A 17,809-nucleotide genomic window follows, 5' to 3' on the forward strand; every position below is an offset into this window, starting at 1 on the left:
CGTGCGTGGAGCAAAGCCCGAATCGGGAAGTGGCCCCCGCATAGGTATCTAAATAGCAGGCCGTAAGCGGCTGTGAAGGCCTTGAGCTCCGCGTGTAGCTTGGTAATCGAAAAATATGCGGCGTCATCTATACACAAACGGATTGGATTAGACAATACCCACTTTGTGGGATTGTCTTAAGGGGAGGAAGAATGTAATTTTGACGGTCTGAATCCAGGAAGAATTCCGAGAGTTCGAAGGATTCAGCATTGTTCGGTCCATTTCATCCGCAAGTCCCCACTGGCGGCGTCGCTGAATTTTTTTCAGCTGGCTCGCTGGGCCTTTGTCTACGAACCCAAACCCCGTTGTATGATAACAATCTTACCGCCTCTACTCAGGAGACTACGCCCGGTGGGCTGGTTCCTGCTGCTGTTTGCGTGGCTGGCCGCCCCGGTGGCCCGAGCCCAAACCACGGTCCTTAGCCACGACTTCGAGGGCGGGCTGGGGTCGTTTGTGAGCGTCAACAGCACGTACACCAACAAATGGCAGGTGGGCACCGCCGCCGCCAACGGCCCCTCGGCCGCGGGTAGCCGGGCCGCCTACGTCAGCAACGACAACGGCAACTCGCACGCCTACGCGCTGACCAGCAGCGCAGTGGTGCACCTGTACCGCGACGTGACGCTGCCTGCCGGCGAAACCACCATCAACCTGGGCTTCGACTGGCGCGCGGCCGGTACCGCGGGCCTCGATGAGCTGCTGGTGTACGTGGCCCCGACCACGTACACGCCCTCGGCGGGCTCCGTGCCCTCGGGCACCAATGTGGTGAAGCTGGCCCAGCTCAGCGGCCGCGCCGGTTTCGGGCGGCACTTCCTCACGTTGCCGGCCAGCCTGGCGGGCAGCAACCGCCGCCTGCTCTTCACGTGGCGCAACGACGGGGCGGGCGGCTCCCAGCCCCCGGCGGCCATCGACAACGTGGTGCTGACCACCGCTACCCCGGCCGCCACCGCGCTGTCCGGGGCGTATTCCATTAACAATACCCAGCCGACGGCAGCGAGCAACTTCGCCTCCTTCTCGGCGGCCGTGGCAGCCCTGAACAGCCGCGGCGTGAGCGGGCCGGTTACGCTGACCGCCGCCGCCGGCCAGACCTTCGACGAGCAGATTACGCTTGGCGCCATTACCGGCAGCAGCTCTACGAATACCGTCACCTTCGAGGGGAGCGGCAGCACCCTGCGCTACGCCGAAAACGACTACAACCTGCCGGCCGTCATCACCCTGAACGGGACCGATTATGTCACCTTCAACAACCTGAGCATCGACGCGGCCGGCGTCAACTACGGCTGGGGCGTGCACCTACTGGGCGGAGCCGATAACAACCAGATTACCAACTGCACTATTACGGCGCCTACCTCCGGCTCCACCTGCGGGGGCATCGTAGCGGCCAGCGCGGTAAACTCGCCCACCTCGGCGGGCAGCAACCCGGCCAACTTCCTGAACGTGCGCGGCTGTACCATCACGGGCGGTTACTATGGCATCTGCCTGAACGGCACCGGTAGCACGGCTTTGGCCGGCGGGCACCAGCTCAGCGGCAACCAGCTGCGCGACTTCTACCATCAGGGCATCTTCCTGCAGTACACCGACGGGGCCCAGATCATCGGCAACACCATCAGCCGCCCCACGCGCGTGAACCCGACCACGTTCTACGGCGTGCTCGTGCAGTACACCTCGCGCAACCTGGTCATCGAGCGCAACCGCATCCATTCGCCCTTCGGCAACGACCCCAGCAACAGCGGCAGCGCCTACGGCATCTACCTGAGCAGCGTGGATGGCACGGCGGCGGCGCCCAACTTCGTCGTCAACAACCTGATTTACCAGTTCAACGGGCGGGGTTCGCAACGCGGCATCAACAGCTCCTCGTCGAGCTACACCCGCTTCTACCACAACACCATCTCGCTGGATGATCAGGCGGCACTGACCACCAGCCAGACCATCGGCCTCTACGCGTACTCCAACCAGTACGAGGAAATCAAGAACAACCTGATTTCGGTAACCCGGAGCACCGACCCCAACGCCTCCACCGACCACTACGCGCTGTACTTATATGTGTACACCGGTCTGAGCAGCGACTACAACAACCTGCACATCGGCAGCGGCGCCAGCTACTACACCGGCTACAACGCCTACTCCGGCGGGCAGAAGAAAACCCTGGCTCAGTGGCAGACCAACCCCAGCCAGCCGACCGACCAGAACAGCCGGCAGGTAGCTCCGGGCTTCGCCAATCCGGGCGCGGGCAACTACGCCCCCACGGCGGCCCTGCTCAACAACCTGGCCACCCCGCTGGCCCGCGTGACGCAGGACATCACCGGCGCCGCCCGCAGCGCCACGCCAGACATGGGCGCCTACGAGTTCAGCCCCGCCGCCTTCGACGCGGAGCTGGTCAGCCTCGACGGCCCGGTGGCGCCCTTCGCGGCCGGTGCGCAAGGCGTGCCGGTGACGGTTCGCAACAACGGCACCAGCACCCTGACTTCGCTCACGCTGAGCTACGTGCTCAACGGCGGCAGCGCCGTCACCCAGACTTTTACCGGCCTGAGCGTGGCCCCGAACCAGACGGCCCAGCTGACGCTGACCGGCGTAACCTTCGTGGCCGGCAGCAATGCGCTGGCGGTAACGGCCAGCCAGCCCAACGGCCAGCCCGATGCCTTCGCCGGCAACGATACCCAGGCGGGCACCTTCCGACCCGGGCTGAGCGGCAGCTACACCATTAATAACGGAGTGGCCGCCAGCGCCACGAACTTCGTGAGCTTCACGGCCGCGGCCGCAGCCTTAAACGAAGGCGGCGTACTCAGCGCGGTGACGTTCGACGTGGCTGCCGGTTCGGGCCCTTACACCGAGCAGCTGACGCTGAATGCCATTGCCGGCAGCAGCGCCACCCACACGGTGACCTTCAACGGCAACGGCCGCACGATTCAGTTCAACGCCACCGACCAGTACGAGCGGCACGTCATCCGCCTCGACGGCGCCGACTACGTGCGGCTCAACAACCTGGTCATCACGGCCCAGAACAGCTCCTACTGCTGGGGCGTGCACCTGCTCGGCGGGGCCGACCACAACCAGATTACCAACTGCGTCATCAGCACGCACGCCACATCCAGCGCCGGGGCCGGCATCGTGGCCAGCAATTCCCGCACTTCGGAAACGACGACGGGCAACACGGCCTCGGACCTGCTGCTGCAGAACAACACCATCACCGGCGGCTACTACGGCATCATGCTGGCGGGGCAGAGCGGGGCTTCGGCCACCACCGGCTGGCAGGTGCTCGGCAACCAGGTGCGTGACTTTTACCAGCACGGCATCTACCTCTACCAGGGCAGCGGCGCGCAGGTAATCGGCAACGACGTGAGCCGCCCGACGCGCACTTCCGTGTCGACGTTCTACGGCATTTACCTCTCCAGCACCGGGGCGGGCTGCACCGTGGAGCGCAACCGCGTGCACAATCCGCTCGGCGGCGCGCCCACCAACGGCAGCACCGTGTACGGCATCTACCTGACCTCGGCCACCGGCACCGCCGCCCAGCCCACCGACGTGGTCAACAACCTCGTGTACGGCTACACCGGCACCGGCCAGCAGGATGGCATCCGCGGCGAGTACTCGGCCTACGCCCGCTATTACAACAACACGGTGTCGCTGGACCAGCCCGGTATCAATACCGGCTCGGCGACGTACGGCTTGTACCTGCTCTCGACCGCGACCGGCGTGGAGGTGAAAAACAACGTGCTGTCGGTGACGCGCAACGCCAGCGGCGGCGGCAACCGCTACGCCCTGTACCTGGGCAGCGTGTCGCCCAGCCCGGCGGTAAACCACAACGACCTGTATGTAGGCCCGGGCGGCAACGCCTTTACCGGCCACTACAACGGCACGAACTACGCGACCCTGGCCGACTGGAAAACCGCCAACGGCGGCGCTTACGACCAGAGCAGCACGGCGGCCAACCCGGCCTTCGTGAATGCGCCGAGCGACCTTACGCCCCGCGCCTCGCAGCTGAACAACAGCGGCACCCCGCTGGCCCGCGTGACGACCGACTTTGCCGGCACCGCCCGCAACAACCCGCCCGACATGGGCGCGCTGGAGTTCAGCCCCTCGGGCGACGACGCGGAAGTGGTGAGCATCGACGCGCCGGTAGTGCCCTTCGCGGCCGGCGCTCAGAACGCGCTGGTGACCGTGCGCAACAATGGCGCCACCACCATCGGCGCGCTCACGCTGAGCTACCAGCTCAACGGCGCGGCGGCCGTAAGCCAGAGCTACAGCGGCCTGGCCCTGGCCCCGAACACGAGCACCCAGCTCACGCTGACCGGCGTGCCCTTCGCCATCGGCGCTAATTCACTGATTGTGACCAGCAGCCTCCCCAACGGCGTGGCCGACGTGAATACGACCAACGACAGCCAGACCAAGGCCCTGCAAACGGCCCTGAGCGGCAGCTACATCATTAATAACGGCGCGGCGGCCAGCGCCACGAATTTCGTGAGCTTCACGGCCGCTACCACCGCCCTGAACAACGGGGGCGTGCTCGGCGCGGTGACGTTCGACGTGGCCGCCAGCTCGGGCCCTTACACCGAGCAGGTGTCGCTCAACGCCATTGTGGGCGGCAGCGCCACCCACACGGTCACCTTCAACGGCAACGGCCGCACCCTGCGCATGCCCACCACGATGGACAACGCGCAGTACGCCGCCTTCCAGCTCAACGGGGCCGACTACGTGACCCTGGACAACTTGGTCATCGACGCGACGCCGCCGACGAACAACACCTCGGCCTGGGGCGTGCACCTGACGGGCGGCGCCGACTACAACCGCATCACCAACTGCGTCATCAACGCCCACCCGACCTCGGGCGGCGGTGCGGGCATCGTGGCCAGCGGCTCGAACAGCGGTATCACCACGGCCGCCAACGCGGCCAACGACCTGCTGCTGCAGAACAACACCGTCAACGGCGGCTCCTACGGCATTGCCCTCAACGGGGCCTCTACCTCCACGCCGGCCACCGGCTGGCAGGTGCTGGGCAACCAGGTGCGCAACGTGTACCATCAGGGCATCTACCTGGGCCAGACCACCGGCGCGCAGGTAGTGGGCAACACCGTAAGCAACCCCACGCGCACCTCGGTGACGACGTTCTACGGCATTCACCTCTATAACTCGAACGGGGGCAACGCGCTGCGCAGCAACCGCGTGCACACGCCCTTCGCGGGCCGCACCAACGACGGCAACCAGGCCATGGGCATTCACCTGAGCTCGGCAACCGGCACGACCGCCCAGCCTAACCTGGTAGCCAACAACCTGGTGTACAACTTCAGCGGCACCGGTGCGCACTATGGCATTTATGGCTACTACTCAGCCTACGCCAGCTACTACCACAACACCATTGCCTTCACCAACGCGGCCGTAAACACCGGCTCGGAAACCTACGGCGTGCAGCTTTCGGGCACGACCACCGGCGCCGATGTGAAAAACAACGTGGTGGTGGTGACGCGCAACGCCAGCGGCGGCGGCAACAAGTACGCCCTGTACTACAGCCCCTCGGGCACCATTACCTCCAACCACAACGACCTGTACGTCGGCAGCGGCAACGGCTTCTTCACCGGCTACTACAACGGGGCCTTTGCCTCGCTGAACAACTGGAAAGCGGCCAACTCGGCGGCCTGGGACCAGGCCAGCGTATCGGCCGACCCGCTGTTTGCCGATGCGGCGGCCGGCAACTTCACGCCCACGGCGGCGGGCCCCGACAACGTGGGCACCCCGCTGGCCAGCGTGCCGACCGACATTTTGGGCGCGGCCCGCTCCGCTACCACGCCCGACATGGGCGCCTACGAGTTTGTGGGCCCGGGCTGCGGCTCGGTGAGCAACCTGGCGGCCATCAACCAGACCGGCACCGCGGTGGACATCAGCTTCACCGGCATTGCCACCGCCACGGACTACACCCTGACCTACACCCCGCAGGGCGGCACGGCTACCACGCGCACCGTCACGGCTTCGCCCGTGGCGCTGACCGGCCTGACGCCGGGCACCGCGTACACGGTAAGCATCATTACGAACTGCACCGGCGGGCAAACCTCGCCGGCTGCCACGTTCGGCTTCACCACCCCGCCGCTCAACGACGACTGTGCCGGGGCCATCAGCCTGACCGTGGGCCAGAGCTGCGTGCCGACGCTGGCCTCCAACGTGGGCGCCACCCTCTCGGCGGGCGTGGTCGCGCCCTGCTACGGCGGCGTGAACAACCCCGACGTGTGGTACAAGGCCACCGTACCCGGCAACGGCGTGCTGGAAGTGGCCGTGGCCACCATCAGCGGCAGCCCGGCCACGTCGGTGTACTTCGACGTGTTTGCCGGCAGCGGCTGCGGCAGCCTGAGCCGCATTGGCTGCGGCCACAGCAGCGCGGCGGTGCGCCTGACGGGCCGCACCCCGGGCGAAGTGCTCTACATCCGCCCCTACACCATCAGCGGCAACAACGCGCCCGGCGCGTTCAACATCTGCGCCAGCACCGACCCCTGCGTGGCGCCCACCAACCTGGGCATCAGCAGTGTGACGTATGAGTCGGCCACGCTGAGCTTCACGCCCGGCGCGCAGGTAACTGACTACACCGTGACCTACACGCCCAGCGGCGGCACGGCCGTAACGCTGACCCCGAACGCCACTGGCTCGCCGGTGCAGCTGACGGGCCTGCAGCCGAGCACGTCGTACACGGTGCGCGTGACCAGCAACTGCGGCGGGGGCCTGACCTCCACCACGGCCAGCACCTCGTTCACCACCAGCCAGCTGCCCTGCACGGCAGCCACCAACCTTGCGGCTACCAACGTGACGGCCTACGCGGCGGACATTACCTTCACGCCCGGCTCCGCGGCCGGCAGCTACACGGTGAGCTACGGCCCGCAGGGCGGCAGCACCCAGACCACCACGGTCAACGGCTCGCCGCTGAGCCTGAGCAACCTGATGCCGAGCACGACCTACAACGTGACGCTGATCAGCAACTGCTCGGGCGGCCGCACGGCTACTTCGGCCACGTACAGCTTCACCACCAGCGCCCCGCCCTGCAACGCCCCGACGGCCCTGGCCACCGGCAGCATCACGCAGACCAGCGTGGAAGTGAGCTTCACCGGCGGCACCGGCAATACCGGCTTCACGGCCACGGCTACGCCGGTGGGCGGCGGCGCAGCGGTGTCGGCTACCGGCGCGGCTTCCCCGCTGACCCTAAGCGGCCTGCAGCCGGGCACCCAGTACACGCTGAGCCTGGCCGCCACCTGCGGCGCGGGCCAGACGACGGTACCCGTCACCAGCTCCTTCAGCACCCTGCACCCGCCCTGCCTGGCCCCCACGGACCTGGCTGCTACCGGCGTAACCCACAACGCGGCCAGCATCACCTTCTCGGCCAGCGCCTCGGCCCTGAGCTACACCGTGACCTACACGGCGCAGGGCGGCTCGACGGCAACGGTAACGCCGAACCCTACGGCGGCCCCGGTGGCGCTCAGCGGCCTGCTGCCCAACACGCAGTACACGGTGAGCATCGTGAGCCACTGCGCCAACGGGCAGACCGCGGCCCCGGCCACGCTCACCTTCACGACCCAGCCCCTGCCGTGCGCGGCGCCCACCAACCTGGTGGTGTCGGCGGTGACCAGCGCTTCGGCGACGGTTTCGTTTAGCGCCGCCGCTTCGGCCACGGGCTACACGGTGAGCTACACCCCGCAGGGCGGCGCGGCCCAGACCGTGACGACCAGCACGACTTCGGTGACGCTGACCGGCCTGCTGGCCAACAAAGCCTACGCGCTGAACGTGACCAGCACCTGCGCCCCGGGCCAGACCTCGACGGCGCTGACCGGCTCCTTTACCACGCCCTGCGCGGCACCGGCCGTGACGTTGGCCCCGCTCGGGCCCGTATGCCAGGGCGCGGCCGCCTTCACCCTGACCGGCGGCGCGCCCGTGGGCGGCAGCTACAGCGGCCCCGGTGTGAGCGGCGGGCAGTTTAGCGCCACCGCGGCCGGCGTGGGCACGCACACCATCACCTACACCTACACCGACGGCAACGGCTGCACCAACGCCACTACCCGGACGCTGGAAGTGCTGGGCACGCCCGCCTTCGCCGCCAGCAGCAACCTGGTGTGCGCCGGCCAACCGGCCACGCTGACGGTAACGGGCGCCGGCAACGGCGCCAGCTACGCCTGGAGCACCGGCGCCACCACGGCCAGCATCACCGTCAACCCGACGGTGCAAACCACCTACTCGGTGACGGTGACCAACGCGGCCGGCTGCGACTATCCGTTCAGCCAGACCATCAACATCCGGCCGGGCTCGGCCACGCCGGGCGCCGTCAGCCAGATGCAGCCCCTGGACAACACCGGCGGGCTGAGCCTGCCGGTGGCCTTCTCGTGGGCCCCCGGCGCCAGCGCCGAGAGCTATGACCTGTACGTGTGGCCCGAAAACGGCACCCGTCCCGCCACGGCGACGGTAGCCGGCCTCACCAGCCTGGCCTACAGCTACGGCGGTGCGCTGCCCTACGGCGCGGGCTACCACTGGCAGGTGGTGAGCCGCACGCCCTGCGGCAGCACCCCCGGCCCGGTGTTCACCTTCCGTCTGCGCGAGCTGCCCGACGTGCGCGTGACGCACATCGTGGTGCCCGATACGGCCTACGCCGGCCAGCAGATCGAGCTGGAGTGGAACGTGACCAACGCTGGCCTGGGCAGCACCCTGGCCCAGCAATGGCAGGACGCGGTGTACATCTCGCAGGACTCGGTGTTCAGCGCTTCGGCTACCCTGGTGGGCCGCCGCGGCAACACCACCTTCCTGCAGCCCAACGGTACGTACATCACCACGGCCACCTTCCCGGTGCCGTACTCGCAGGCCGGCCGCTACTACGTGTTCGTGCGGGCCGACGACCAGAACCAGCTGCTGGAGGCCAACGACAACAACAACCGCCGCCGCGCCGCCGACCGGGTGCTCATCATCGTGCCCGAAACGCCCGACTTCGCCGTGGAGAACTTCGTGTCGCCGCCCGACAACTCGGTGGGCTACTCCGACGTGCAGCTGCGCTACCGGGTGTTCAACCGCGGCACGGTGCCCGTGACGCAGCCCCGCTACGACGAGTTCTTCATCTCGCCCGATACCATCCAGAACATTGCCCAGAACACCGGGCGCCTGGCCCTGGGCCCGAACGCCTTTTCGCTGGGCCGCCAGCGCGTGGTGGATACCCTGCTGCCCGGCGGCTTCTACCAGCGCATCGTAACGGTGCGCATTCCGCACACGCAGTTCGGTACGCGCTACTTCTACGCCTACACCGACACCGACAACCAGATCTTCGAGGTGGCCTCCACCAACAACGTGAACCGCCCCGTGCCGGTGAACGTGGTGCTGCGCCCCCCGGCCGACCTGGCCCCGCTGCGCCTGACGGCCCCGGCCGGCGCCCTGGCCGGCGCACCGATGAGCGTGACCTGGGACGTGCGCAACACCGGCCTGAACGCGCCGGTGGCCGAAGAGCGGTTCTGGGCCGACCAGTTCTGGCTCAGCCCCACCGCCGCGTTTAACCCCGCCACGGCCATTGCCGTGGGTACGCTGAACGTATTCGGCGGCGACACCCTGCAGCCCGGCCACCACTACCGCCGCACGGTGCAGCTCAACATCCCGAACGGGCTGTCGGGCCAGTACTACGTGTTCGGTAAGGCGGATTACGCTTCGGGCAACGCCAACGGCAACGTGTTCGAGTACACCTACGAGGGCAACAACCTCATCAGCTCGGGCGTGGTGAACGTGGGCCTGGCCTACGCCGACCTGGAGCCGGCTGCCTTCACGGCCCCAGCCACCATCGACGCCTTCCAGAGCGTGACGGTGAACTACACGGTGCGCAACAACAGCACGGCCGTTAGCGCGGCCGGTGGTACCTGGCACGACGTGGTGTACATCACCACGCCGGGCGGTACCGCCTACCTGAACAGCTGCGCCGAACTGGCCCGTGTGGCCCACACCGGCCCGCTGGCCCCCGGCCAGACCTACGCAGGCTCGATGACCTTCACCATCCCGCGCTGGGTGCGCCCCGGCGAGTACGACCTCGTGTTTGCCGCCGATGCCTCGGGGCAGGTGTACGAGTTCAACTTCGAGGGCAACAACTCGGCCCGCCAGCGCATTGAGTACCGCTACTCCGACGACCTGCGCGTGACAGCGCTCAGCAGCACCGGCACGGCCTACTCGGGCCAGACCATCGGGGTGAACTGGCAGGTGGACAACCAAGGCGCTTTCCGCACCCTGGCCACCCAGTGGACCGACGCGGTGTACCTCTCCACCGACAACGTGCTCGACAACGCGGACCTGCAGCTGACCAGCGTGGGCCGCAGCGGCGACCTGGCCGTGGGCGCCGGCTACGGGGCTTCGGCCACCGTGCGCCTGCCGCACGGCCTGCAGGGCAACTTCTTCCTGATTGCCCGCACTGGCCTGGAAATCGGCAGCAGCTGCAGCGCCCACGTGCTCAGCGACTTAAACCCGAGCAACAACGTGCGCGCGGTGGCGCTGCCCATCACGCTCACGCCGCCCGCCGACCTGGTGGTGCAGGCCGTGACCTTCCCCACCGACGTGGTGGCCGGCCAGCAGGTGCAGATTCCGTTTACCATCCGCAACCAGGGCACGGGTGCCACGCTGGAGGGCGAGTGGAACGACGGCATCTACCTGAATACCTCACCCACCGTCAACGGCGCCACCCGCATCGGCAACTTCCGCCGCAACGGCGTGCTGGGCGCGGGGCAGTCGTACGCCACGCTGCTGAACGTGACCATCCCGGCCTACATGTCGGGCAACTACTACATCTTCCTGGTCACCGACAACCCGTCCGGCAACGGCTACACGCCCTCGGGCATCTGGGGCGGCAACGTGCAGTACGGGCAGGTATACGAGCACCAGCAGGAGCTCAACAACACCGCCCAGGGCAACCTGCTGATCCGCGTGCCCGCCCCGGCCGACCTGGTGGTGACCACCGTGGCGGTGCCCGGCAACAAGAAGCTGGGCGAGACGATGACGGTGCACTACTCGGTGAAAAACCAGGGTAGCAACCCCGCCGTGGGCCTGCTCAAGGACGGCCTGTTCCTCTCGCAGGACCTGGTGCTCGACGGAAATGTGGACCGCCTGTTCGGCGCCTCGACCCGCAACATCACCATCCAGCCCAACCAGACGATTACCGGCGTGGTGAAAAGCCACGTGCAAGCGGTGAACCCCGGCACCTACAAGGGGCTGATGGCCACCAACCTCTACGACGACATCTTCGAGGGGCCGGCCAACCAGAACAACGTGACGCCGGCCGGCAACGACCTGCAGATCGGCGTGGATGAGCTGCCGCTGCGCACCACCCGCTCGTTTGCCCTCGATCTGGACTCAATGGTGTTCTACCGCGTGACGCCGGGCGCCGACAAGGACCTGGTGCTCCAGCTCGGCAGCAACCAGGCCTTCGGCCAGAACGAGGTGTACGTGGCCTACAACCGCGTGCCCACCGCCTCGGACTACGATTACATCTACGAAACGCAGGTCAGCCCCACGCAGGAGCTGCTCATCCCCAGCACCGGCCCCGCGCCGTACTACGTGCTGGTGAAGACGCCCTACGTGTACGCTGGTCTGCAGACGGCTACCCTGTACGCCGACACCCTCGGCTTTCAGGTGCGCTCCATCACTGCCAACCGGGTGGGGCAGGGCCGCGTGACGACCAAAGTCCAGGGTGCCAACTTCAATCGCAACACCCGCTTCTACCTGACCCGCGGCAACGACACGACCCGCCTGGCCGTGGCCGAGCTGATTCGCTTCCGCAGCAGCGTAGAAGTGACCTTGCGCTGGCACCTCGACTCGCTGGCCCTTGGCCAGTACAACGTGGTGGCCCAGAACGGGCTGCGCCGCGTGCAGCTCACCGATGGGCTGACCGTAGAGCCCAAGCGGGCCCTGTCGGTGGACTTTGCCACCATCACCCCGCAGACGGTGCGCGTGGGCACCAGCGCCAACTGGACCTACTTCCTGAAAAACACCTCCAACGTGGACGTGCCCTACTGGGAGTTCCAGTACAACGTGCCCGGCGGTTCCAACCCCGTGGTGACGCACACGCCCAACGTGCGCAAGAAGTCTGACTTCCACCCCGGCGCCGCCTCGGCCACCCCGCGCAACCGCCTGCTCGACGACACCAGCAACGATGTACTGCCCTTCGTGGCCCGCGACCTGGTGCCGGACGAAGTGATTCAGGTGAACCTGCGCCTGACCCCGACCCGCGTGGGCGAATACCCGGTGGTGTGGAACCAGGCCGCCCTGAACGAGGAGTGGTACTCGCGCCAGACGCTGGACCACATCGCGCGCTACCGCCAGGCCGTGCTGGCCAATCCCGGCCAGTTCCCGGCTGCCGTGGCTTCGCTGGCCGCTAACCAGGCCACCTGGCAGGACAGTCTACAGCGCTACTACCAGCGCCAGGGCCTGCTCGACGCCCGCTGGATTGGCCAGGCGGCCCGCACCGGCTACACGGCCGCTTCGGCTTCGGTGCAGCTGCCCGGCGGCATCTGCGGCACCTGGAACCTGAAAGAGTGCCCGACGCCGTTCCGCCCGGACCCCTTCAGCGGCCAGGATTACCCCGCGTCGCTGCTTGGCTGCGCCGATTCCATCGTCTTCACCTACAAGGGCCGCGGGGCCACCTGCACCAGCGTGGTGGGCTCCATGGACCCGAACCTGATTGTGGGCCCCGATGGCCTGGGCAAGCACAAGATGGTGGGCGTACAGCAGACGCTGAACTACCAGGTGCAGTTTGAGAACGACCCGCTGCTGGCCTCGGCCCCGGCCCAGAAGGTGCGCATCACCGTGCCGCTGAGCCAGGCTTTCGAGCCGCGCGCTTTCCGCCTCGGCGACTTCGGCTGGGGACCGTACCAGTTCACGGTGCCCGCCAACTCGGCCTCGCACACCCGCCTGATCGACATGCCCGACTCCCTGGGCTACGACGTGCGCGTACTCGGCACCGTCGACGTGGTGAACCGCCGCCTGCTGTGGCAGCTCGAAACCATCGACCCGGCTACCGGCCTGGCTCCGACGGACCCGAACAAGGGCTTCCTGCTCATCAACGACTCGACCGGGCGCGGACAGGGCTACGTGAACTTTACGATCGAAGGCTCGGCTTCGGCCTTCACCGGCGACACGCTGGCGGCCCGCGGCTCCATCGTGTTCGACGACAACCCGGCCATCGTGACCAACCGCTGGTGGAACATCCTCGACGCAGTAGCTCCCACCAGCCGGGTGGCGGCCCTGCCGGCTACCTCGGCCCAGCCCGAGGTGCAGCTCACCTGGACTGCCGGCGACGACCCGGCCGGCTCGGGCCTGCGCCGCTACGAGGTGTTTGCTTCGCAGGACAACGGCCCCTTCGTGAGCGTGGCCCGCGACCTGACCACCACGAGCTACACCTTCACCGGTCAGCCCAGCTCGCGCTACGACTTCTTCACCCTGGCCTCGGACAGCACCGACAACCAGGAGGCGCTGAAGACGGCCGGCGAAGCCTTCACGGTGATTGACGAGACGCTGGCTATCTACAACATCGTGCGCAACCAGTGCCTGGTGTCGGATACCCTCGTGAGCACCGGTTCGGGCCAGTGGCAGCACCTGCTGCTGAACGGCAAGGTGGTGGCGTCGATCAACGACCAGGGCAAGGCGCTCGGCAAGGTGGCTGTGCAGTTTACCATCCGCGAGGGCCAGCCGATGCGCTCGGATGCCCGCGGCACCGAGTACTTCGACCGCAACTGGAAGCTGTACGCCCAGAACCCCTTCGTGGGCAGCGCGGTGAAAGTGCGCTTCTACGGCCTGCAGACGGAGTTTAACAACTTCAAAGCAGCCAACGACGGCGACGCCAACGACGTGCAGGCCATTGCCGATCTGCGCCTGACCCAGTACAGCGGCCCGAACGAGGACTGCCTGCTCGACAACAACAACTTCGGGCCGGCCTCGCAGATCCGCTTGCTCACCCCGGCCACCACGGCCGGTCCGGCCACGACTTCGCCGGCCTACTTCGCCGCCGAAGTCACCGTGCCGGACCACTTCTCGGAGTTCTACCTGAACGGCGGCAGCGCGCCGCTGCCCGTCACGCTCACGCGCTTCTCCGCCGTGCGCCAGGGCCGCGACGTGCGCCTGAACTGGCAGACCGCCCAGGAGCGCAACAGCGCCTACTTCGCCGTGGAAGCCGCCGACGAGCCGCAGCTGGGCTTCCGCGAGGTGGCCCGCGCCACGGCCCGCGGCAACAGCAGCGTGGTGAGCAACTACGAGGCGCTAGACCGGCAGGTGCCCACCACCGGCGGCCTGCGCTACTACCGCCTGCGCCAGGTAGATCAGGATGGCACCGTTACGCTGAGCCCGGTGGTGGCCGTCGCCCTCGAAAAGGCTCCGCTGGCCGTACGTGCCCTGCCGAACCCCTTCCGCCACGACGAGCTGCAGCTGACGCTGGAGCTGCCCGAGGCTGGCCAAGCGGAGCTGCAGGTAACCGACATGGCCGGCCGCAGCCTGCTGCGCCGCACCCTGGAAGCGCCGGCCGGGGCCACCACGCTGGCCCTGCCTGAGCTGGCTCGCCAGCCCAAGGGCGTGTATGTGCTGACGGTGAAAGTCGGCCCGACCGTGCGGCAAGTGAAGCTGCTGAAAGAATAGGCTACGGCCTGCTCCCGATGGCAAAGCGCCCCGTCCGCTAGTTGCGGGCGGGGCGGTTGTGCTTTGGGGCCGGCCGGGTCGTAGCCAGAAGCGCTGCTTTGCGTATCGGTACACGGCAGCCCACCGGCCGCCGCATGGCGGGGCCGGCAACCTGGCTGGCATTTCGCTTATTGAATTCGCTTACCACGTCTTTATGCCCATGGAAACGCGCATCCCGTACCCGCAGCTGCAGCAGGAGTTTCGGCGCGTGCTGCTGACGCTCGGCTTTGCCGAAGCCACAGCGGAGCACTGCGCCACCATCTTCGCCCAGAACAGCCGCGACGGCGTCTACACCCACGGACTGAACCGCTTCCCCGCGTTTGTGCAGGCCGTGCGGCAGGGGCGCGTCAGCCCCACGGCCGAGCCCGAATGCCTGGAGCGCACCGGCGTGCTGGAACGCTGGGACGGCCACCTGGCGCCGGGCATGTACAGCGCCTGGCAGGCCATGGGCCGGGCCATTGAGCTGGCTCACGCGCACGGCATCGGCTGCGTGGCCCTGGGCAATACCAACCACTGGATGCGCGGCGGCACCTACGGCTGGCAGGCCGCCGACGCGGGCTGCATCGGCATTTGCTTCACCAACACCATTGCCAACGTCACGCCCTGGGGCGGCACCGAGGCGCGCCTGGGCAACAACCCGCTCATCATTGCCGTGCCCCGCGCCCCCGCGCCGCCCGTAGTGCTAGACATGGCCCTGTCGCAGTATTCCTACGGCAAGCTCAGTTCCTACGCGGCCCAGGGCGAAGCCCTGCCCGTGCCCGGCGGCTGCGACCAGCACGGCAACCTCACCACCGACCCCCAGCAGGTGCTGGACTCGCAGCGCGGCCTGCCCATCGGCTTCTGGAAGGGCTCGGGCCTGGCCCTGGTGCTCGACGCGCTGCTCACGGCCCTGACCGGCGGCCGCTCCACCGCTGCCATCAGCCAGAGCGGGGAGGAGTACGGCGTGTCGCAGTGCTTTATAGCCCTGCGCCAGCCGGAGATGCACGCCGGGCTGATCGACGAAATCATTCGCTACACCCAGAGCAGCGGCGACGGGCAGGTGTACTACCCAGGCGAGCAGTCCTGGGCCACGCGGCAGGAGAATCTGCAGCGCGGCATTCCGGTGCGGGCTGATATCTGGGAGCAGGTGCGGCAGATGTGACGAGGACTAAGCTGGATGGCCGTCAAGCCAACAAGACGTCATACTGAGTCCTGCGGAGCATCTTCACCGCTTCGGTGTTCGCGAGAGATGCTCCGACAAGCAGACGCCAGGTAAATCATGACAATCCTGGAAGCACGAAAACGCCATTTCTCAGTTGCTGTCCATGCAGCTTAGCATGGCCAAAGGGGCACAGGTGGAGGCGCAGTCGTTTCGTAACAGCATGAAATAGCCTTCAGCCAGCTCACCTCTTGTTACCAAACCCAGCCAGAAAGGTCAGAGCGGCTATCAAATTACCGTCTTTCGATACAGTACCGTCGAAGTTTCTACCGAAGGAGAACGTGAGCTTCTGGTTCTGGAAAATGGCATAGTCAGCATTCAGCACTAGGCGCCAGGAGGGGTCAATGGTATCGCTGGAGAGGACGCTGCGGTAGATGCCTTCCGCGCTACCGCTGAACTTGGATTGGGACTTAGAATATGCCAACCGCAGGCCACCATCCAGGGTGGAAATGTTATCAATACGCATACTCTGGTTATCAAGCGCAAATACTTTATCGGGGTTGTAGAGGTACCGAACCAGCCCCAGAAAGGCCATTCCGTTCTTGGTAGTGTAGCCGAAGTTGGTCCAAAGGCCTGCGTTGTACACCCGGGATTTATTGAACCTTTTGTCAATAAATTCCCCGCTGATTCCCCCGTTTACATCCCAGGAGAAGCCGACTCGATTGGTTTGAAAGTTTGCGGCTATTGTTTGAAGCTCGGCTGCTATGGCGTCCCGAGTTTTTTGTGTTTGCTCAGCGGTGACGTTTGCAAGTATTGTACTTAGCTCATTGGTAATGACTTTGAATTCCGGGCTCTCCTGGATTTGCTTAGGCGTTTTTGATTTATCTAAAAACAGTTCTGCTCTTTTGTTGACTAATTGAATATAATATGGGTCATTTTTAGTAATCCATTCCTGAGTTGCTACGGATAACTCATTGACCATTCTCTTTTGTAATCTGATTATCTTGTCGAGGTTAACGGTGGTTGCTTCGTCGTATTCGCCTCTGAGTATCGAGAATTTTACTCCTAATCCGGTATAAGTGTTATTCGCGCTAAAGTCACCCTCCGTTGCATCCGGATTACGAACGGCTGCTGAAATAATTAATGTTTGCTTGAATGTATCATTGAAAGACGGTGATTTAAGGCCTTGTGTGGTAAAATCGCCCCGTTCTTTTGGGAGCAAATAATATGGCGCAAGGTCAACAGCATAGTTGGAGGGTAATTTGGAAAAGGAGTTGCTGGCCGATTGCAGGGAAAGCATAAACGCTGAGACATCCGTCGGCTTGTCAATATCGGTAGTGGCTATGCCGAGCAGATTGGACGCGGGAGAGACGGGAGCACGGAGCACGTCCAGCTTTACTTCCTCTTCGTTTTGAGCAAGGGCAGCCAATGAACCGTAACAGAGAATTGTGGCGGTTAAAATTGTCTTTTTCATGACTATGGCTTGAAAAAACGTATGATGCAGACGTAGTTGACCATGTCGCCTTCGGCATCCACGGTAGCGAATAGGGGATATTCCATGAACATCATGCCTCCATTCAGCCGTATCCGCAGCTCGGTGTAGTTGGTGTCCCTGGATGTGTCAGCTATAATACAGGCAATTGACAGAATCTTGCCTGATAACTCTTTATTGGTTCCAATATTGGTTTGAGGTAAGGCGCCTTGTATGCCCCTGGCAATAACCTGCGTATTGAGTATTTCAACATTAATGGTGCTAGTTTGATTGAGTCCGCCGGTTATTAGCTCTAAGGCTAATACCTGATCGGTATCGTTGACTAAGTACAAAGTGTCTAGTGCGACTGTGCGCTTGGCGGCGTTGTCTTTTTTTGCCATGATATTTTGGTTTTCATAAACGACAGGCCACCCCGTGCATCAAATGGGTGGCCCTGCAATTGGCCTGCTCTTGCAAGGGTAATTCCGCACCTGCTACCCCACATCAGTACCACCACTGAA

At 65.3% G+C, this 17,809-nt stretch carries 4 protein-coding genes; 2 read left to right on the plus strand and 2 right to left on the minus strand.

The annotated features are described in order from the left end of the window. Positions 1–348: 348 nt before the first annotated feature. Together ACYVKQ_RS06475 and yiaK are read left to right on the plus strand one after the other, a co-directional pair. Positions 349–14,640 carry a fibronectin type III domain-containing protein gene (locus ACYVKQ_RS06475; RefSeq protein ID WP_460576834.1) on the plus strand — a complete coding sequence of 4,764 codons (14,292 nt, stop codon included), beginning with the start codon at positions 349–351 and terminating at the stop codon, positions 14,638–14,640. Positions 14,641–14,839: 199 nt separating this feature from the next. Beyond that, positions 14,840–15,820, plus strand: coding sequence for a 3-dehydro-L-gulonate 2-dehydrogenase (gene yiaK / locus ACYVKQ_RS06480; RefSeq protein WP_460576836.1), 981 nt, complete (start codon positions 14,840–14,842; stop codon positions 15,818–15,820). A gap of 241 nt (positions 15,821–16,061) precedes the next feature. Here yiaK and ACYVKQ_RS06485 read toward each other — a convergent pair whose 3' ends face one another. Continuing rightward, positions 16,062–17,291 carry a hypothetical protein gene (locus ACYVKQ_RS06485; protein WP_460576838.1) on the minus strand — a complete coding sequence of 410 codons (1,230 nt, stop codon included), beginning with the start codon at positions 17,289–17,291 and terminating at the stop codon, positions 16,062–16,064. Positions 17,292–17,293: 2 nt separating this feature from the next. After that, positions 17,294–17,689 carry a hypothetical protein gene (locus tag ACYVKQ_RS06490; protein ID WP_460576840.1) on the minus strand — a complete coding sequence of 132 codons (396 nt, stop codon included), beginning with the start codon at positions 17,687–17,689 and terminating at the stop codon, positions 17,294–17,296. Positions 17,690–17,809 lie beyond the last annotated feature (120 nt).

This window comes from Hymenobacter coalescens (assembly GCF_054783195.1).